The organism is Acinetobacter sp. NyZ410, from assembly GCF_022828975.1.
GTDB lineage: Bacteria > Pseudomonadota > Gammaproteobacteria > Pseudomonadales > Moraxellaceae > Acinetobacter > Acinetobacter guillouiae.
In genome coordinates, this window is sequence record NZ_CP094620.1 from 3,255,937 (window position 1) to 3,275,565 (window position 19,629).

At 37.7% G+C, this 19,629-nt stretch carries 19 protein-coding genes; 6 read left to right on the forward strand and 13 right to left on the reverse strand.

Features of this window, described 5'->3' with window-relative positions; genetic code table 11:
• The first annotated feature begins 94 nt into the window (after nt 1–94).
• Nucleotides 95–928, forward strand: coding sequence for a helix-turn-helix domain-containing protein (locus MTO68_RS15540; protein WP_244013310.1), 834 nt, complete (start codon nt 95–97; stop codon nt 926–928).
• Nucleotides 929–1,030: 102 nt separating this feature from the next.
• Here MTO68_RS15540 and MTO68_RS15545 read toward each other — a convergent pair whose 3' ends face one another.
• The 4 genes from MTO68_RS15545 to hemE form a co-directional block, all read right to left on the reverse strand.
• Nucleotides 1,031–2,977 (reverse strand): DUF4105 domain-containing protein, encoded by a 1,947-nt coding sequence (locus tag MTO68_RS15545; protein ID WP_244013312.1) that lies wholly within the window; start codon nt 2,975–2,977, stop codon nt 1,031–1,033.
• A 169-nt stretch (nt 2,978–3,146) separates the two neighbouring features.
• Nucleotides 3,147–3,617: a DUF3015 family protein gene (locus MTO68_RS15550; protein WP_004822723.1), complete on the reverse strand. Its 471-nt coding sequence runs from the start codon at nt 3,615–3,617 to the stop codon at nt 3,147–3,149.
• Between the two features lie 143 nt (nt 3,618–3,760).
• On the reverse strand, nt 3,761–4,567 hold the full coding sequence (locus tag MTO68_RS15555; RefSeq protein ID WP_244013314.1) for a DUF817 domain-containing protein: 807 nt from the start codon (nt 4,565–4,567) through the stop codon (nt 3,761–3,763).
• Nucleotides 4,568–4,588: 21 nt separating this feature from the next.
• The gene (hemE, locus tag MTO68_RS15560) at nt 4,589–5,662 is read right to left on the reverse strand and encodes a uroporphyrinogen decarboxylase (protein WP_244013316.1); all 1,074 of its coding nucleotides are present in this window, start codon (nt 5,660–5,662) and stop codon (nt 4,589–4,591) included.
• Between the two features lie 275 nt (nt 5,663–5,937).
• Here hemE and MTO68_RS15565 point away from each other — a divergent pair, with 275 nt between their 5' ends.
• Nucleotides 5,938–7,167 carry a L,D-transpeptidase family protein gene (locus MTO68_RS15565; RefSeq protein WP_034611785.1) on the forward strand — a complete coding sequence of 410 codons (1,230 nt, stop codon included), beginning with the start codon at nt 5,938–5,940 and terminating at the stop codon, nt 7,165–7,167.
• Nucleotides 7,168–7,339: 172 nt separating this feature from the next.
• The gene (locus MTO68_RS15570) at nt 7,340–8,029 is read left to right on the forward strand and encodes a pirin family protein (protein ID WP_004724634.1); all 690 of its coding nucleotides are present in this window, start codon (nt 7,340–7,342) and stop codon (nt 8,027–8,029) included.
• An 82-nt stretch (nt 8,030–8,111) separates the two neighbouring features.
• Here MTO68_RS15570 and MTO68_RS15575 read toward each other — a convergent pair whose 3' ends face one another.
• From MTO68_RS15575 to umuD, 9 genes are all read right to left on the reverse strand, one after another.
• Nucleotides 8,112–8,864, reverse strand: coding sequence for a class II aldolase/adducin family protein (locus MTO68_RS15575; RefSeq protein WP_056517856.1), 753 nt, complete (start codon nt 8,862–8,864; stop codon nt 8,112–8,114).
• Between the two features lie 327 nt (nt 8,865–9,191).
• Entirely contained in the window at nt 9,192–9,431 is a 240-nt protein-coding gene (locus tag MTO68_RS15580; RefSeq protein ID WP_004724636.1) for a hypothetical protein, read from the reverse strand.
• Nucleotides 9,432–9,904: 473 nt separating this feature from the next.
• The gene (gene rutG / locus MTO68_RS15585) at nt 9,905–11,263 is read right to left on the reverse strand and encodes a pyrimidine utilization transport protein G (RefSeq protein WP_244013318.1); all 1,359 of its coding nucleotides are present in this window, start codon (nt 11,261–11,263) and stop codon (nt 9,905–9,907) included.
• Nucleotides 11,264–11,287: 24 nt separating this feature from the next.
• Nucleotides 11,288–11,857, reverse strand: coding sequence for an NADH-dependent FMN reductase RutF (gene rutF, locus MTO68_RS15590; RefSeq protein ID WP_081407363.1), 570 nt, complete (start codon nt 11,855–11,857; stop codon nt 11,288–11,290).
• Between the two features lie 91 nt (nt 11,858–11,948).
• Nucleotides 11,949–12,332, reverse strand: coding sequence for a pyrimidine utilization protein C (rutC, locus tag MTO68_RS15595; RefSeq protein ID WP_244013320.1), 384 nt, complete (start codon nt 12,330–12,332; stop codon nt 11,949–11,951).
• A gap of 88 nt (nt 12,333–12,420) precedes the next feature.
• Nucleotides 12,421–13,197, reverse strand: coding sequence for a pyrimidine utilization protein B (rutB, locus tag MTO68_RS15600; protein ID WP_244015984.1), 777 nt, complete (start codon nt 13,195–13,197; stop codon nt 12,421–12,423).
• A gap of 5 nt (nt 13,198–13,202) precedes the next feature.
• Entirely contained in the window at nt 13,203–14,318 is a 1,116-nt protein-coding gene (rutA, locus tag MTO68_RS15605) for a pyrimidine utilization protein A (RefSeq protein ID WP_244013322.1), read from the reverse strand.
• 724 nt (nt 14,319–15,042) lie between these two features.
• A complete protein-coding gene (gene rutD, locus MTO68_RS15610; protein WP_244013324.1) occupies nt 15,043–15,843 on the reverse strand; it encodes a pyrimidine utilization protein D in 801 nt (266 codons plus the stop codon).
• Nucleotides 15,844–16,193: 350 nt separating this feature from the next.
• A complete protein-coding gene (gene umuD, locus MTO68_RS15615; protein WP_004822739.1) occupies nt 16,194–16,805 on the reverse strand; it encodes a translesion error-prone DNA polymerase V autoproteolytic subunit in 612 nt (203 codons plus the stop codon).
• A gap of 277 nt (nt 16,806–17,082) precedes the next feature.
• On the opposite strand from umuD, the gene MTO68_RS15620 reads away from it, so the two are divergent.
• From MTO68_RS15620 to MTO68_RS15630, 3 genes are all read left to right on the forward strand, one after another.
• On the forward strand, nt 17,083–17,316 hold the full coding sequence (locus MTO68_RS15620; protein ID WP_004724652.1) for a hypothetical protein: 234 nt from the start codon (nt 17,083–17,085) through the stop codon (nt 17,314–17,316).
• 451 nt (nt 17,317–17,767) lie between these two features.
• Nucleotides 17,768–18,712: an ABC transporter permease gene (locus MTO68_RS15625; protein ID WP_004724654.1), complete on the forward strand. Its 945-nt coding sequence runs from the start codon at nt 17,768–17,770 to the stop codon at nt 18,710–18,712.
• Complete coding sequence (locus MTO68_RS15630; RefSeq protein ID WP_244013326.1) at nt 18,712–19,593, forward strand: ABC transporter ATP-binding protein; 882 nt, start codon at nt 18,712–18,714, stop codon at nt 19,591–19,593. Before MTO68_RS15625 ends, MTO68_RS15630 begins: the two co-directional genes overlap by 1 nt.
• Nucleotides 19,594–19,629 lie beyond the last annotated feature (36 nt).

The following is a 19,629-nucleotide window of genomic DNA, read 5'->3' on the forward strand; positions in this document are numbered from 1 at the left end:
GAAAAATAATGAAATTTATATATTTTATTTACTTTGTTATTTGTTTATTTAATTTAAGATATTATTTAGTATATATGCATAAATGGATTATGCGATGGACTCAAAACCACATGCTAAAAAGCCAATAATCAAAAATGAAAATTTGCCCCCTACTCAAGCAAACTCACGTTCCCAGCAAGCTTTACAATTGGCACTGATTCAATGTCAGCAGGATTTACTCAACACAGCGCTGCTCGCTGCTGTTGTTATACAAATTAGAGATCTGCAAAAAAATCTACTGTGGTGTTCAGCCAATACAGATCCATTCGCAGAATTCCAGCAAGATCAAAATTTAGAAACAAAGCCAGATCACTATATTTATAGTGCGCCTATTCTTGATTTAACATCAGGGGAAGCATGTGGTGAAGTGGTTTTATTTCACAGCTTAAATCAAGCAAATATTTTTGGACAATTGGCCGTTACACAATGCGCCGAGATCATTGCACAAAAATTATATACACAGCCCTTTAATCGTTTAACTATCCATGCATTTTCAGTCCCACAGAAAATAATGATCAATGATCAGTCGATCCTTTTAACGCCACGGCAGTTTGAAATCATCTGTATTTTAATTCTAAATCCTTTGGGCTTAACCCTAGAACAGCTACATATTTATCTCTATGGCGATGAACAGATCAGCTTAAATACGCTTAAATCTGAGATTTCTTATTTAAAAAATAAGGTTGGCGAATTAATCTGTGCAAGAACCTATCAAATACAGGCAGAAATTCATGCGGATTTTAAAGAGTTGGAAGATGCTGTCGATGCGGGTTATCTTGATACAGTTAAGCAACTGTACCAAGGTCATTTCTTTATAAAAACCAAAAGCCCTTTTCTAAACAATTGGCAGCAGATTCTAAGTATGAGAATCAATAATCTACTTGTATAAACATCCTTGGCTTGCGATCGATTAATACCTATCTCAACATGTCATTCTCAAAGCCCTACTCTCGAAATAACATTCTCAAAATCCGATTTGCCAGATCTATCTTTAAAAATAATGTACAAAACCTAAACCTATTTTTTGCCAATCAAGTTGATTTTGTTGTTGGTATTCCCAATTGACGTTTAATGAATTTTGATGATTGAGCGAATATTGCAGTGTGCTCTGGATACGTAAATTCCACTCACTTGAATCTTGCCAATAGGGTAATTCGACTTGAACAATACTGTTTAAACGATCTGACCATACATTTTGACAGCCCAAAGTTGGTCCTAGTCCAACGCGCCAGCCTTTATCCAATGATCTACCTGCTTGAAGCTGTGTTTGTAGTTCTGCATAACAAAGATTCTTACGATCATCATCTGCAAGGGTATAACCAGATTGGGCTTTTGCACTGACTACGCCATGTTGTTGCTGGTCACTAAATTGTCCATTTTGAATGGCTTCTTGCTGCCAGCCCAAAGTAAAACCCCATGTTATTGGCATTTTAAACGGGGTAATGGGGTTATAAGAGTTTACTGTTAATAAGTCGAGATGTTCGAGTTTAAGTCGATCATCTCGCCATTGCGCAGCACCATCCAAAAACAACAATTGCGTGCCTGTACGAAAGCCACCCTGCGGATCTTTTAGTTCGTGATAAGCCTGACGATGACCAATTTGTACAAATTTTTCACCCTGAACCTCACCTGCTTCCACTGACCACTTACGTGAATCATGTCCATTGACTGGATCAACTTTGGGACGCACAGGTGCTAAACGTTGTTTCTCTATAGGGATTTGACTACGTAAGCCTAGCAGTTGTCTAAAACGCGGTTGAGTAAAGCTTGCATCGACCTGACGAGCAACGAATTGTAAATATAAATCGTCATAGGCCATTTCTAATATTTTTGCGCGATCTTGATCATCATAATCAGCAATAGCTGCTTGCATCTGTTGTGGTTCTAATACCGCAATTGCATGGGCTTTTTTTGCCAAAGCATGACCATGTTGTTTGACCTGCGAATTTAATTGTGTTTCTAACGCTGGACGATATACCGCTTCTCGTACTAATCCCTGTTGCTCTACGGCTTTAATGGTTTCAATCGGGATCGCTGCATATGTAAATTGCTTGCGTAAATTCGAGCTTGGGCGGACTAAATCAATCAACCCCAATAAACGATAGGCACAATTATCACTGACAAAATAATAAGGAAAACTGACCTTTTGCATTTCCCAAATATGTTTTACCAAAAATGCAGTTTCTTCAGGATTTAAATTGAGTTCATATTCCCAAAGATCACGGCTTTCAAAATCACCATATTCTTTCACTTTGCGATAATAAGGCATTAAAGAATATTCGCCAGGATATTTCCCAACTAACCCTTTCCATGCATAAGACCAATTGTCATCGCTGTTTACTGTGGCTGCATAATTCACAGCATAAGAGACTAAGTTGAGCTGCTTTTGATCTTTAGGATCGAGACGAAGCAAGGTATGTCCAAACATTGAGCTTGGATTACCCATAAAATCAGTCGCATAAATCAAGGTCACTTGGTAGGGTTTGATTTGTCCATACCATTGATCAAACTCAGGACAGGACACAACGGGTAATTGTTGTTGTGAAATATTCAGTTGTTGTATCAACCATTGGCTACGTGCAGGAAATTTACAACGAATGGATTGATTGGCATCGGCGACTTGAAACAGTGCAGTGATATCTGCATTCATTTCATTTTGGATGTTCTGTCGACCATCTTGAGCAAAAAAATAACCTGAATAACTGACTTCACTTTGGTTTGTGCTTTTATGACTAGTGTTATGGTGATTTAAATCTTTAGCAGAGGCATCTTCTGCATAAAGTAAGCGTTTCCAGGTGATATGACCGGCTAATTGTTTTTGTTGCGCCAGTTTTAACGCATTTTCTAATGCGTGCTGATTCTCTAAAGCGGATTCCGCATGTAAATGAACGGTAAACAATGAACTGAGTAAGCTTAAACTAAGTGCTAAATATTTCATTCAATCATCAATTTATATAGATATATTATAAAACTGCGCAATTAAGAAATGTCAGCTCAATACAAGAGTTCGCTCAATGTTCACTCATGTTCGATTCATTTCTCAATAATGTATATTTGATAAAATTTAAATAAAAAAACCCTGCAACAAGGCAGGGTTTTTGACGCAATTAAACGTAAGCTTTTAACACTTCGTCTTTTGCCATCACTTGTTGAAGTGACGCTAATACTTGTAGAGAATTTTGATTTTCTGCTGAATAAATACTTGCAAAGTTTGACTTCGCTACAGCATTGAAACGTGCTTTATCTGCATCTTTAACATTTAACAATGAAGCAAGTACGTTTAGGCTTTCACCTTGACCTACAGCCATATCACGTGCAAGTGCTTCTGAGTTTTCATTGGTAAAGGTCACAACTTGCGCAGTCACTTTACCATTGCCATTACAACCTAAAGTACCAAACGTAATACCTAATAATTGGTTAGTAAAAAGACCATTGGTGGTCGCCGCTAAAATTTTCGGTACTTTTCCAGATTGACCAGCCCAAACTTGTGAACCTACACCACAACCCACATCTGGATCAGCCATAGCAACACTTGAACCCGCAGCCAATACAGCAGCCAAAGCGATTTTTTTTAACATATAATTCTCCAGAATTTTCATATGCATTGTTTTAATTCAACATATGTAAATTGTTATTTTCCATTATGTGTAAGTTTGATTACACCTATTTAGATTTATCACATAAATTTAGATATGCAAATCTAAATGTGACAATTACGAAATTATTTATTGTACTTTTTTAGTGACCATTCACCCTTTTTATTACGATCTCCAAGAATCTTAAGCACCAAAACCAGACTTAAAAGTAACAGTAAATACCACGAGCCTAGCTTACCCCACCCCACCATATGCCATGCATCCACTTGACTTGGATACAACCAAATTTTATTAAAAGTGCTAATATTTTCAGCTACCCAAATTATAAATGCCAAAACAACCAATACTGGTAACATCGGAAGCTGAAATTCATGCTGTTGTAATTGAAAACGAATTTTTGTTTTCCAAAAAATCACTACACTCCAAATGAATAGTACATTTCGAAAATCTGGAATAAAGAATTTGCTCATGAAATTGATATATGACAATAGTGCCAGACTCAACATATTGGCAAAACTGGGCAAATTTAAAAATGAAACATGATACAAACGCAGTGAACGTGCAAAAAAACTACCGACTGCCGAATACATAAATCCTGCAAATAAAGGCACGGTCAAAATTTTAAAAACGGCAGGTTGCGGATATTGCCAAGAAGCAATTTGCGGGTGTGTTAAAAATATTTCCATCCCCATGGCCATGATATGAAATAAAGCAATAACTTTCGCTTCTGCCCAGGATTCTAATCTTAAATACAATAGGCAGGCTTGAATGATCAACGCATAAAACAATAAACAGTCATAACGAAACAAACCATAAAATTCATGGCTGCCCATCTTTGCCGTAATGACAAATGCAATCAGCAATAAAATACCAAATAAGGCAGCCGATGCTGCCTTAAATAGAAATTCATATAATGATTTAAAATAGATCATAAATGCATTTACAACAATAAGTTAACCTAAGTATTTGGCACTGTATTGGTGTACAGTGTCAATAAATGCTTTTGGTTTTTCAGGGTCAACCCATTGGGTAATACCATGACCTAAGTTGGCGATATAACCTGTTTTCTCACCATTGGCATAAGCATCATCCAACATGGCTTTGGTTGCTTTTTCAATAGAATCAGCTGAACCATACAATGTTGCTGGATCTAAATTTCCTTGTAGCGCTGCACGCCCATTGACGGTTTGGCGCGCCACGTTTAACTGGGTTGTCCAATCTAAGCCAAATGCATCTGCACCTGTTGCAATCATTGGTTCTAACCATTGACCACCGCCTTTGGTAAATAAGATCACAGGTACTTTGCGCCCTTCATGCTCTCGTTTTAATCCTGCAACAATTTTCTGCATATATTTGAGTGAAAATTCTAGATATTCACGATGCGCCAATGCACCACCCCAGCTATCAAAAATTTGTACAGCTTGAGCACCAGCCTCAATTTGAGCATTTAAATAGTCAATTACAGCATCGGCTAAACGATCTAATAAAGCATGTAAAACTTCAGGTTGTGCATACATCATCTGTTTGGTAAAACGGAAGTCTTTACTTGAACCACCTTCCACCATGTAGGTTGCCAAGGTCCACGGACTACCCGAAAAACCAATTAAAGGCACCTGACCACCCAAAGCTGAACGAATGGTTGAAACCGCATTCATGACATAAGCCAGATCAGATTTGGCATCGAATTTGGGTAAATTTGCCACATCCTGTTCAGTACGAACTGTTTTATGGAATTTAGGACCTTCACCTGTTTCAAAATAAAGCCCTAAACCCAAAGCATCGGGAACAGTCAAAATGTCTGAAAATAGAATTGCGGCATCAAGCTCATAACGGCGCAAAGGCTGTAAAGTCACTTCACAAGCAAATTCTGTATTTTTACAAAGAGAAAGAAAATCACCTGCTTTCGCACGTGTTTCACGATATTCTGGTAAATAACGTCCAGCCTGACGCATCATCCAAACCGGAGTCGTATCTACAGGTTCACGCAATAAGGCACGTAGAAAACGATCATTTTTTAAGGTCGTCATTTACTTTCCCAATCAAAAATTAAATTCGCCCCATCATAGCAAAAAGGCCTGCTACATAACCATTTCTAGAAAATTTTTCTCAATAAAGTTTTATTTGCTTGCTTTGATTTAAATTTCGTTTGGTATACGAAAATAAAACAAAACCAGCTGACAGAGAAAATGTCTATAGAAAAAAATGATTAACACAAAACAAATACTGCAACACCTTATAATTTCTGCAATACTTACACAGATTTTTAGTCATAAATTATGAATAATTCTTAAGGTTGATCTACATGTTCGTTCGCTCAATTCTTGCTTTGAGTTTAAGCTGTTTATTAACAGGTACAGCTTTTGCTGCATCTACAGCTGAGCAACCTCTAACGCCTAAAAAAGTTGCTGCTCCCGTTGAAGATCCTATTGATCCACTTGCTATTGACAGTTCTGCTTCAAGTGTAGAAACACAGATAAGCCAGCAAGAGCAACAAGACTTAGACAAAGCTGCAAACACGCTACAAAATTTAGAAAAAACTGAGGATAAAAACTCAGGTACCGCTATTGCCCCATCATCTCCACAGACCACGACTGCAAAAACGGCAAGCAATCCTAATGCACCGAAAGCATCATGGACTTTAGATGGGATCAACAATGCACAATGGTACGAAAATATTGGCAAGGGTCAATTCCCTGTCTATGCCCGTGCCCATGTCATGTTAAATAATGCACATGCTTCACCTGGTGCAATTGATGGTTCAAGCGGTATGAATACGCTGAAAGCCATTGCTTCATTCCAACAAATGAATGGCATTAAACCGACGGGTGAGCTGACCAAAGAAACTTGGGATGCTTTAGTGTCTCAACAAGGCAATAAACCTGCTTTTGTGGAATACACGATAACGGCTGAAGATCTAAAAGGTCCTTATGCAAAATCAATTCCGCGTGATTATGCTTTACAAGCAAAAATGCCAGGTTTGTACTACACCCGTGTCACCGAAATGTTGGGTGAAAAATTCCATATGGATGAAGAGTTCTTAAAGAAACTTAATCCTAAAGCAACATTTAACAAAGTTGGTGAAAAAATCGTTGTCACCAATATCCGTAACGAATTGCCTGAAAATATCCATTTAATTGTGGCGCATAAAGGTGCGAAACAATTGTATTTATTTAATGCGCAAAACCAAATGGTCGGCTCATTCCCTGCCACAATTGGTAGTTCTGATACGCCTTCGCCAACTGGAACCTATAAAGTTACCGGTGTTGCTCGCAACCCTTGGTATAGTTACTCGCCAAGTAACTTTGTACAAGGCAAAAACTTAAAACCATTATCATTACCACCTGGTCCAAATGCCCCTGTAGGCAACATCTGGATTGGCTTGAGTAAAAAATCATTTGGTATTCATGGTACGCCAAACCCATCTGCAATTTCGAAAACAGCTTCACATGGTTGTATTCGTTTGACCAACTGGGATGCCAATGATTTAGGTAAAAAAGTTAAATCGGGTGTAACGGTTAAATTCTTAGAATAATCTTATACTTGATGCAATGAAAACCAGTGTGCATACACTGGTTTTCATTGCAAAAGCTAAAAACCTTATCGTTCCAAAAACAAAACAACATGTTGCTATTTTGCTATTTCATCCCAATTACTTAAATATTAATATTTACTCATGTTAAAAAATAAAGAATTGGAGACTTGAGATGAATACTTTTTTACATCACAGCGAAAACCGTGGTCACGTAAAAATGGGTTGGTTAGACACCAAACATAGTTTCTCTTTTGGTAGCTGGTACGATCCTAAATATATGGGTGTTGGTTCTTTACGTGTAATCAATGACGATACCATTGCAGCACATAAAGGTTTCGGTACTCACCCACATGACAATATGGAAATTTTGACCTGTGTACTCAAAGGTACCATTTCACACAAAGACAGTATGGGAAATGAACGTCATATCCATGCGGGTGAATGGCAATTGATGAGTGCGGGTACAGGTGTACAACACAGTGAAATCAACCAAGGTGATGAAGCCGTTCATATGCTACAAATTTGGGTGATTCCAAATGTTCAAGATGCTGAACCGAATTATCAACAAATTGAACGTGATCCTAAAAAATCACCAAATGAATGGCAATTGATTGTGGGACCAAATGACAATGCGCCGATGCATATTCGTCAAGATGCTGAAATTAAAGCGGCATATTTGGAAAAAGGTCACACACTTGAAGTGAAAGCAACCCAAAAATTTAACTATGTACATGTGATCGAAGGTGAGATTGATATTGCCGGTCAAGTCGTTAAAGCAGGTGATGCTTATTTATTTGACGAAGATTCAACACTCACTGCACATGAAGATAGCCAATTTATTTGGTTTGATTTAAACAGCTAATCCGTATGCAATAAAAAACCTCCGTATGTAATATATGGAGGTTTTTTTATGTCGAGCTTATTGAATAAGTTAGCAGCAGTGTTTAAGCGCAATAATCTTTTTTCTGATCTTTAATCAATGATAAAGCAGCATTCCAAGCGGCCTGAATAATCGGTTCAGCAGCATCACTTTCAAATTGCTTGACCGTATATTCACATATTTGCTTACTCGGATAATGAAGTTTCGAGCTACTCATGGCTTTGATCTGAACTTGACAAGCCCGCTCTAAAAAATAAATTTCATGAAATGCTCTAGCAATACTATTGCCAGTGGCGAGCAAACCATGATTACGTAAAATCATGCAACGATAATTGCCTAAATCCTCAACCAAACGCTCTCGCTCTGCGGTGGAAAAAGCGATGCCCTCATATTCATGATAAGCAATATTATTATAAAATTTCAGCGCATGTTGCGACAAAGGTAATAAACCTTTTTCTTGTGCAGACACCGCAATCCCATCTGCCGTATGAGTATGAATAACACAGTGAATATCATCTTTGGCATGGTGCAAGGCAGAATGAATAACGAAACCTGCAACATTAACCATTTTCCCTTGGTCATAATCGGCCACAATATTCCCTTCATGATCAATCTTCACCAAATCTGATGCTTTCATCTGATCAAATGTCACACCATAGCGGTTAATCAGAAAATGATCAGGCTCATGTGGGACACGTAAACTGATATGGGTATCAATCAAATCGGTCATTCTATAGTGTGCAATTAAACGATACAGTGCTGCCAACTGACAACGTGCTTCCCATTCAGCCTTATCAATATGCTTTGGACGTTTCATCCTAAAATCCTTTTTATTGCCAATGTATAACACATCATTACTTTTAACGAGAGTTCAACAAATTAACAAGTTTTAATTCGTGAATGGCGACTAAAGCATCAATTTTGGGGTTACAGAATATAAAAAATCCAAACCAACAATTGAATATTGATTTGGATTAAAATTATTAATTATCATATTTTTTATTGTTATTTATATTTATCAAATTATTATAATAAAGCTTTATCTTTTATTTGTTTTTATTAAATTAAAAAATTAAATTATTATTTATTTTAATTCTTCATTATTGTTATAAAACGCCCTCATTCGTTGTTATAAAAAATAGATTTAAATACTGAGCTGATAGAGCAATTTCTTACCCTTAAAAGTTAAATCCTTAATAAAAACAATATCTCTATTGTCTAAGTAAGAAATAGCATCATCAATTTCAATGTAGTCTTCATCAATCAACCATGAAATATCCAGTTCGTTTAAGTCGACCATACCGACTAAGTAAATAGCCTGATTTTTATTTTGTCGATTTTGAATATTTTTTAAAATTTCGCGTATCTTAATCCAGTCTTTCATATTTTAAATCTCATCGTGCTTACAGGTTCTATTATATTTATTGGAGAATTAAATACTAGATAGAAAAATGCCCTATGCGACAAAATTTGTCGCATAGGGCATCGCCATAAAAACCCGTAATATCTGTATAAATTTCATCCATGAATATGAATCAGAATTTCCCCAACAATCGCTTTAAAATTGCAATATTAAAGCTTGAATTCATCCCCTATATGCGGTTCTTGTGTTTATAGTCAAATAAGGAAAAATCACCTCTGCTTGTAGCGCTTTTTACAAACTCACTGCGAGCGTCCCAATTTTTGTGCATGTGATTGACCTTTGCAAAATCACGATTTTATACTTTCACTCGTGTACAAAATTTTGCTCAATGAGATGTCATACGCAATCCCATTCCCCACAACCAATAAATGCCACCCTTTTCACGGTAAAATCTGCTGTTTAATCATTTGAAGTCACAATCTTATCCCTTCGCCTTAAGAAGACTGTGATATGGACTTTTCAGCATCACTTGATTCTAGCTTGATCTCATCAGGCTGTTTTTCTCCACGATTTAAAAATAGATTTAATAAAATTGCGGCCAAAGTTGCTGTACCGATTCCACCAAGATCAAATGAACCAATATGTACACTAAAATTACCTGCCCCCATGATCAAGCTGACCGCAGCAATAATTAAGCTACTGTTTTTAGTGAAATCAATTTTGTTATCAATCCAAATCTTTGCACCAGCCACTGTGATTAAACCAAACACCACGATCGAAGCACCACCTAAAAGCGCAACAGGAATAGTACTGATCACAGCTCCAAACTTAGGTGATAAGCCCAACAAAATGGCAAAGATCCCAGCAATCACAAAGACAGTGGTTGAATAAATTTTAGTGACAGCCATAACCCCAATATTTTCAGCATAGGTGGTCATGCCTGTCCCACCAACAGAAGCTGACAAGCTGGTACATACACCATCGGCAAAAAAAGCACGTCCCATATAAGGTGATAAATCACGGCCTGTCATTGCAGATACTGCTTTAAAGTGACCTAAATTTTCAGCGACCAGAATTATTGCCACAGGCGCAATTAACAGCATGGCATTGGCATTAAACGTCGGTACAACAAAATGTGGTAGGCCTAACCATGCAGCATTGCTGATGACTGCAAAATCGATAGCTTTGCCAAAGCCCATTACATTGGCAAGGATAAAATATAAGACATATGCACAGACCAAACCCAACAACAATAATAAGCGACGCATCATGCCTCGGGTAAATACAGCAATCGCACTGATACACAGAATGGTTAGAATTGCCATCCAAGTATCAAATGAATTTGCTGAAACACTTTTAATGGTGACGGGTGCCAAATTTAGTCCAATGATCATCACGATTGCCCCTGTAACAATCGGTGGCATCAACTTTTCAATCCAACCCGTTCCCGTCTTCATGACAATTAAACCAATCGCGGCATACAGCAAACCACAAGCGATGGTCCCCCCCAAAGCCAAGGCAATATTCGGATTTGACCCCACACCTGCATAGCCCGTTGCAGCTGCAACAGCACCGATAAATGCAAAACTCGATCCGAGATAACTCGGCATTCTTCCACCCGTCATCAAGAAGAATAAAATTGTGCCGATACCCGTGATAAATATAGTTAAATTGGGATCAAAGCCCATCAGCAAAGGCGCGAGAACTGTTGCACCAAACATTGCAAAAGCATGTTGTAAGCCCAAAACGATACTTTTTCCGACAGGTAAATATTCATCAATTTGCACAGGGGTTTGATCTAAATTTCCTGTGTATGGTTTAAATGATGTAAACCATGGTTCTTTTGTCGCCATTTTCTAAGTCCCCATATTGAGAGATCAACATACATTTTGAGGTTCACAGTAACTGCGTTTGAAATATAGAAGCGCATTTAAACTTGGGTTGTGACGAATTGCTTTGACCTGACAAAACAATACATCGTGGCTGCCGACCACTTGACTGGATACCACTTCACAGTCAAATGAAATTAGGGCGTTATCTAATACGGGAGAACCCGTCACCAGCTCACTCCATTCAGCTTGCGCAAACCTCTGTTGCATCGGTGTTTTGCCACCAAAGAGATTTGATAATTCGGCTTGATTTGAACCCAATGTATTGACACATAAAACTTTATTTTCAGAAAAAATGTGATATACCGAAGCAGCCCGATTGAGACATACCAATAAAGTTGGAGGTGAATCCGTTACACTACACACTGCGGATGCGGTAAAACCTGCCTGCCCTGCATCGCCTTTGGTGGTAATCACATTGACCGCAGCACCCAGATTAGACATACCTTGTCTAAAGATAGCTTGATCGATTTCTAAATGGACATTGGCTTCACACGGCGTGTTAAACTCAATTATTTCACCAGCAAGTGCACTTTCTTGTTTGATCATTTGCATCATGACGCTCCCACCCCAATGCGCAAATGTTCATCGAGGTTAAAATTCTTTTTGAAAAAAATGATTAAAACGCATAGACAAATCTAGACATGCTCTATCCCACATGTGCTACAGATGCAATTTCTACTAAGGCTTCAGGTTTAACCAGTCCGACCTGTATACAATATCGAGCGGGTTTATCATTGGGAAAATATTCAGCATAGACCACATTTACTGCGGCATAATCCGCCCAATCTTTGACGAATATTGAGTTAAAGGTAATATCATCCATTGTCCCACCTGCAGTTTCGATGACGCTTTTAATGGTTTCTAAAATATGCCGGGTTTGCCCTGCGGCATCACCGACACAGACCACATCATTATTTTCATCAAAAGCCAACGTACCTGAGACATAAACAATATTGTCTGCTTTGGTTGCTGGCACATAAGGTGCAAGAGGCTTAGCCGTACCTGCTGGGATCACAACTTGTTTCGACATTTTGAATTCCTTTATTTTTCCTGAAAGCATCTTCGCCATAGACTTCAATACAAGAGAAGGCACAAGACACATAATCTGTTGAAAACCATTAAGCCGTTCGACTGAAAGTGAGGTGATTTGGCTGTGCCTGTTGAGTATTAAAAGTCTTTACAAATGACGTCGTGTCAGACACCCATCCAAAAAAAGTTTGAATGTTATATAAGGCTGCATCTTGCGCTGCTGGAGGACCCGCTTGATAACATGCATCTTTAAGCGCCACACCAAAGTATTCCAAGAAAAAACCATCTCTCAGGGTTGATTCCACACAAACATTGGTGGCAATCCCGACGAAAACTAAATTTCGGATGCCACGAGCACGTAAAATGCTGTCCAGCGCTGTATTAAAAAAACCGCTATAGCGTGGTTTCTCGATCACAATGTCTTGAGCTTGAGGCCTTAACTCATCAATTAATGCAAAATCCCACCCCCCTTTTGCCAATAACTTGCCTTGTAAATCAGGATTTTTACGCATGGTTTTTAAGGCATTGGATTTATGAAAGTTAGGAGAACCTAGGCCACCAGCTTCTACATATTGCTCATCCCATCCGTTTTGGAAATAGATCACTTGGATGCCCGCGGTATGTGCTGCATCAATGCTTTTTTTAATATTGGCGACCACAGGTTGAGTGGCTGAAACATCAAAACCAGCCAAATCTAAATAACCACCGATTGAGGTATAAGCATTTTGCATATCAATCACAATAAGCGCCGTTTGTTCTGGTGCAAGCTGAATTGATTCTGGTTCTGCTTTTAAGACTCTGCCGGTTCCTGCATGCGCGGTAAAATCTGTACAGACCAGATGTTCTACAGCTTTAGCGTCATTCATCATAGTCATGCGCTTTTCTCCAAAACGGGTTGAGCTGGTTTTTGATAGCTTGCAACAACCTCCTCGCGACAAGTCATCAACGGTTGAATACGTTGTCCAAAATCCTCAACTCCTTGTATAAAATCATCAAAAGTTAAAAGAATCCCTTCTGTACCTTGAATTGTAGAAATTTCATCCAGCATCTTGGCTACATTTTCATAAGAACCAACGATTGTTCCCATGTTGATATTGACGGGTGAAACACTTGAAGCCATTTGACGAATATTGGTATCTGTACCCGATGTTTGATCTTTGCCGCCTTGGTTCATTAACCAATTAATCGCCTCTAGATCTGCGCCTTGGTTATAGCTCTCCCATTTCGCCATGGCGTGTTGATCTGTCTCTGCGGCAATCACCATAAACAGCACATAGGTTTGTACATCTCTTCCAGTTTGGTCGGTATGTATTTTTAAACGGTCATTAATTTCAGCGTAGGCGGTTGGTGTATTTAACCCTTTGCCAAAGACAAAATTATAATCTGCATATTTTGCTGAGAATGCTAAGCCCGCATCAGACTGGCCTGCACAAATAATTTTCATATCAGCTTGTGGCTTAGGCTTAACTTGGCAATCCTCCATTTGGAAAAACTCACCTTTAAAATCAGATGTTCCTGTTGCCCAAAGTTCACGTAAAATTTCGACATATTCAGATAAATAATCATAACGTTTAGAGAAATAATCATTCCCTGGCCATAGCCCCATCTGGGTATATTCTGGTGGTTGCCAACCCGTCACAACATTTAGCCCAAAACGTCCATTTGAAATTGAATCAATCGTAGATGCCATACGTGCCACGATAGCTGGTGGCATCACCAAAGTCGCAGCTGTCGCAAAAATTTTAATTTTGCTGGTGACGGCAGCTAAACCCGCCATTAATGTAAAAGTTTCTAAGTTATAATCCCAAAATTCAGTTTTACCACCGAAACCTCGCAATTTAATCATCGACAATGCAAAGTCAAAACCATAATGCTCTGCACGTTGTACAATCTGTTTATTTAACTCAAATGTTGGCTTATATTGCGGTGCATTTTCTGAAAGCAACCAGCCATTATTTCCAATCGGACAAAACACACCAATTTTCATAGCTAAACCTCACTGGACAAAAAACATTCTAAAAAAATCTGATTAAAAATTCACTCAGCTTATAATTATCAACAATGCATACTGCATGCCACTAAATTTAGAGAATTGTTTTTATTATAAAAATTTTAATTATTATTTTTTATTTTACCTTTTGGTAAAATTTACGATTTTCTTAAGCAAAAAAATTAAACTAAAATAGTGCATAAATGCATCATTTTAGATCATTGAAAATTCTAAAATCTGATTGAACAAAAAATAAAAAACCGCATAAAAATGCGGTTCGATGGCATAACAATTGGCTTTTAATAAACCAATATTTAAATACAATAAATAACCCAATAAAAATCAAAATTTAAACCGCAATTATAACTATAACAAAATCAATATTTATAATATTTTATAAGCATCCTCAACAGCTAATCGAGGCAATCTTGCATATATTCTTTATGAGCAACATAACCAATATTAATAATCCTATTAGCAGCTGTTATGCTTTTTCCTAACTTTCATTTTCTAAAGAAAGCACTGGCTTTCATCCTAGTTTGACCTAAAATATCGTCAAAAAATATAAATCGTACAGGACAACGATTGGCAGAAATAGGCCCCATTTTTACTACATCATAAATCTACTGAATTTGTTCAGCACTGATTGCTTTATCTCACCAGCCATTGTAGGTTGTGGCCGCTAAGCACAATTGATGTGAATCCATATTTAGGTTGTGGTTTATAAAACCTCTTCTACTAAATTTTGAATTAAAATCTGATTGAATGTCTTACTCTCCGTTACTGAGGATGCATGTGCTCCTGTTTCCAACAGTGTCAATACGCCATGTCCCAATGCTTTTTTAAGATCGATGCTCTTTTGATATGGCACTAAAAAATCATCTTTGTTGGCAATATAATACACATCTGTTTTCGACAAAGCTGCGACATGTTCAGGTAAAATTTTAAAATTCATCAATGCATTCATACGTACCAATACATTGTTGATCGGTGGAAAATCATCAAATCCAGAATTTTCAATATCCTGAATTTTTTGAATATGTTTTGAGATATAGGCAGGCGGATATAGGAATAAAGCTTGTACCCGTATATAAGCTTCAACACCTACATTTTCTAATAAAGTCATACGTGCCTGAAAACACTTCTGTGTATGCGGATCAAGCGCATCCCAAGCATTAATAAAAGTGAGACTGGTTAATGATATATCTGTATTCTGAACCAAAACCGCCAATTCTGCCCCGATGACTGCGCCCAAAGCATGTCCAATAAAATGGCATTGTTTGATCTGTTGTTGATGCAGAATATCGAGAATTTGTTTGGCCATATTTTTGATTGAGTATGATGTTGGCAATGCATCAGAATCTGCATGACAACCTTCTTGATCATAAACAAGCACTTGAAAATATTGGGTTAAGGTTTCAATTTGTGGTTGCCAAAATGAGGCGTGCCCACCTAAACCTGAAGATAAAACGACAATCTCAGCATCTTGCTGAGTAACACAAGGAAAAATTCGATAGCTCATTGTTTTACCATTCTATTAATTTGTTCATTTAATAACAGCAAAAAATATGCCGAATACTTGTTATGTTTAGGTTGGTTTTTTTGAGGCTTTTGATAAAGAATGTTAACGTTCGGATTTTTTATCCTATTCGTTTACACGCTCAACATAACATCAGCATATTTTTGACATAAAACTAAAAAGACTTTTGATGAAATGAATCTTTTTCAAATAATTCGACATCCCAAACATAGACCTACCCATTAAAATTTGGACATTGAATCAAATCGTTTTAATCTATCATAAAAAAAGCAACAAGAATGTTGCTTTAAAATAGCAAAGACTTTCAGCCTTATCCGAATAGATTGTTTCAATCAACGCATCCGTTTTAAGTTATAGGTTACCACACCCCAGATTTCAAATTCTTGCCCTTCTTCAATATAAATATTTTTAAATTCTGGATTCTCAGCTTTTAACCAAACTTTCGGTGGATCAAACTGTTTATCAATCATCAGGCGCTTTACCGTAAAATCATTATCAATACGTGCAATCACAATATCACCAGATTTTGCAGAAATACTACGATCTACAATCAATGGATCTTCAATATCAATACCAACATCTAGCATTGAAAGTGAATTTGCTTTAACAATAAAGGTAGAACTCTCATTTCGAATTAAATATTCATTCATATCCAATGATTGTTCTATGCTATCTTGAACAGAAAATGGCACGCCAGCAGCGACTCGTTCTGTCGCAAGCGGAATCTGATAAACCTTATCATTCTTAGGCTGAATGGTCTGGATATTTATGCTAGAGCTTAAATCACTGAGCTGGCCGTTTTTGAAATTTTTCAGTAACCAGTTTTTGATAAAATCTACTTGTGACTCTGGGACACGGATGACTTTGGTCGGCTCACTAAACTGTGCCTTACGCCCAGCATTGGCTCTCGCACCTCCGTGTTCAAATTCTACTTTCTTAGACATTATTTATCCTATATGCTTCATAAAAGCCTGTAAAATCAATATAGCTTGAAAAAGTTACAAATTCAAGTTGACGGCAAGTTTTTTTTGAATAACAATAACTCTATCGATCAGTTTTGATACATCTATTTGAACAAGGACGACAAAGATAATCAATATACTTATCATAAATCAATAATTTAGAATACAGACATCTTGTTAATTTATTGATATTTTTGAATAAGTTCTCTGATCCCACTTAAGCACTTAATTGATTGATTTTCTATGTGGAGACATAAAAATGGCGACTCAACGTGATGCAATTCTTGGTTATGCAGACGAACAACATGCTTACTATATTCGTTTGATTGAAGACAATAATGTGTTAGGCAGCCAGTATGGTTTATTTTGTGAAAATACCAATAGCGATATCGCTGAAAGTATCATGACCACATTATTTTTAAAGAAATCATTTTGGCTCAATGGTTCTGAATTTAGTGATATTGTCAAAGGTTTAGAACCTCTTCCACTTTAAGCGGATGCCAACCTAATAAAATTGGATCTGCTTAAATATTCAACTGAAGTTTATGATTTGATATGTATTTCGTGATTAAAATGTCGTTGTATTCCCCTCGATACAACGACGATTTAATTTTCAATTGATCACGCTATCGATTGCATTTAGATGTTTGTCTTAAGCACTGAACTTGTGAATCAACTGCTTACCATCCATAATCTCTTGTTTGATTATTTCTTTTTCGTTATTCCTACTTTATCCATTTCTTGATTATCTTGTCCTTTTATTGAGCCTCTACTGAGTTCTTTACCAGTCACTTATAAAGATCATTGATCACCTCGTATTCACGAGCTGCTGAAATACTCAGACTAATCCAATCCCTCCTGTTTATTCATGGCACTTATTTTGCTTAATAAATATTACGTTTTTCAATAATCGTAATACTCAAGCTAAAATGAGGGCGGTAAATATGGGTTATGTCGCAAAGGAAATTGGTCAAAAGAACAAGCTATTACTGAGCTTGTGTTCTTTTCTGATCCCTATTTTGCTCTGGTGTGCGGTCAGTTATTTACCTTTTATTTGGCACCCTCAAGTGCAAATTACAGATTCTGGTAGTGTCTCGTATTTTCAAGTTGGCAGCCGAGTTGAAAAAAGTGTGTTCTATAGTGAGGCACAAAATGCGGTCGATCACCATTCTGCACCACCACAAGGTATTTTAGTTAATCCCATTTACTTACCTGCACCACATGAAGTGGCTAAAGCCTTGGTGACTGCATTTACCACACCGCCAGAACAACCAGATACACCATGGTTTCATCAAAGCTTATGGCACAGTATTAAAATCGTTTTTTCCGCTTTTTTAATCTCTTCAATTTTTGGTATTCCGCTGGGGATCCTCTGTGGTTTCTCACAAAAAATATCGCTACTTACAGAACCTTTTGTTGAATTTTTCCGTTATTTACCTGCACCTGCATTCGGTGCGCTTGCTGTTGCCATTCTCGGAATCAATGATGCGCCTAAGATCGCGATTATTGTAATTGGAACGCTATTTCAACAAATCCTTATCATCGCCAATACAACCCGTATGGTCGATAAAGGTTTAATTGAAGCGGGCTATACCCTTGGAACCAATAAGCTTAAAAGCCTATTCAATGTGGTGATTCCTGCTGCTTTTCCAGATATTTACCGTGATTTACGTGTCTTGCTAGGTTGGGCGTGGACCTATTTGATTGTCTCTGAATTGATTGGTACCACCTCAGGTATTACATGGTTTATTACCCAACAAGCACGCTATCAAAACTTTGACAATGTCTATGCTGCGATCTTGATTATCGGGGTGATTGGACTGGTTTGCGATGTGTTATTAATGAAATTGGGCGAGCGTATGTTCGCATGGAAAGCAGGGGCAAAATAATGAATGACTCAACTTTTAATTCAGCTGAATATTTTCAAAAAATTTATGCACGCCCTGTCATCTTAGAGACCAAACGACTCAGTCAAGTTTTTAAACATGGTAAAACTGAACGAACCGTTTTAAATCAACTGGATCTTAAAATCCATAAGCGTGAATTTATTTGTGTGATCGGTCCATCAGGTTGTGGAAAATCAACCTTAAGCCGAGTGATTGCAGGTTTAGATCCATACCATAGTGGTGAGATCTTGGTCGATGGCGAAGCTATTACAGGCCCAAGCCCTGAACGTGGCATGGTATTTCAGGGATACACCCTATTTCCTTGGAAAACGGTTAAAGAAAACGTCATGTTCGGCCCACGAATGAAAGGTGCCAGCCAAATGACTGCGGAAGCCCATGCACGGGAATGGATCAATATTATTGGCTTAGACAAATACGAAAACCAATATCCACATCAACTTTCAGGTGGAATGAAACAGCGCGTTGCTATTGCACGAGCTTTGGTTAATGAACCAAAAATCTTATTGATGGATGAACCTTTTGGTGCGCTTGACCCGCATACCCGCCAGAAGATGCAAAAGCACTTAATGGATTTATGGCAAAACATTGATATCACGATTATTTTTGTTACGCATGATATGGATGAAGCTATTTTATTGGCTGACCGTATTGTCGCGTTAAAAGCCAATCCTGGTGAAATTAAAGAAATTATTGAAGTAGATTTACCACGCCCGCGTTCATTAGATCTTATGACAACGCCCGCTTTTCAACATTTAAGAGCGCGAGTGGATCAGTTGGTCCATGCTCAGGAAGATGAGCTTGATCCATCACTACAAGACTTACCCAAAATACCGCGTATGACCCAAGTCAGTACAGGTCAATAAGCAAACGGATTTTAAGAGCATTTGGGACGACCCAAA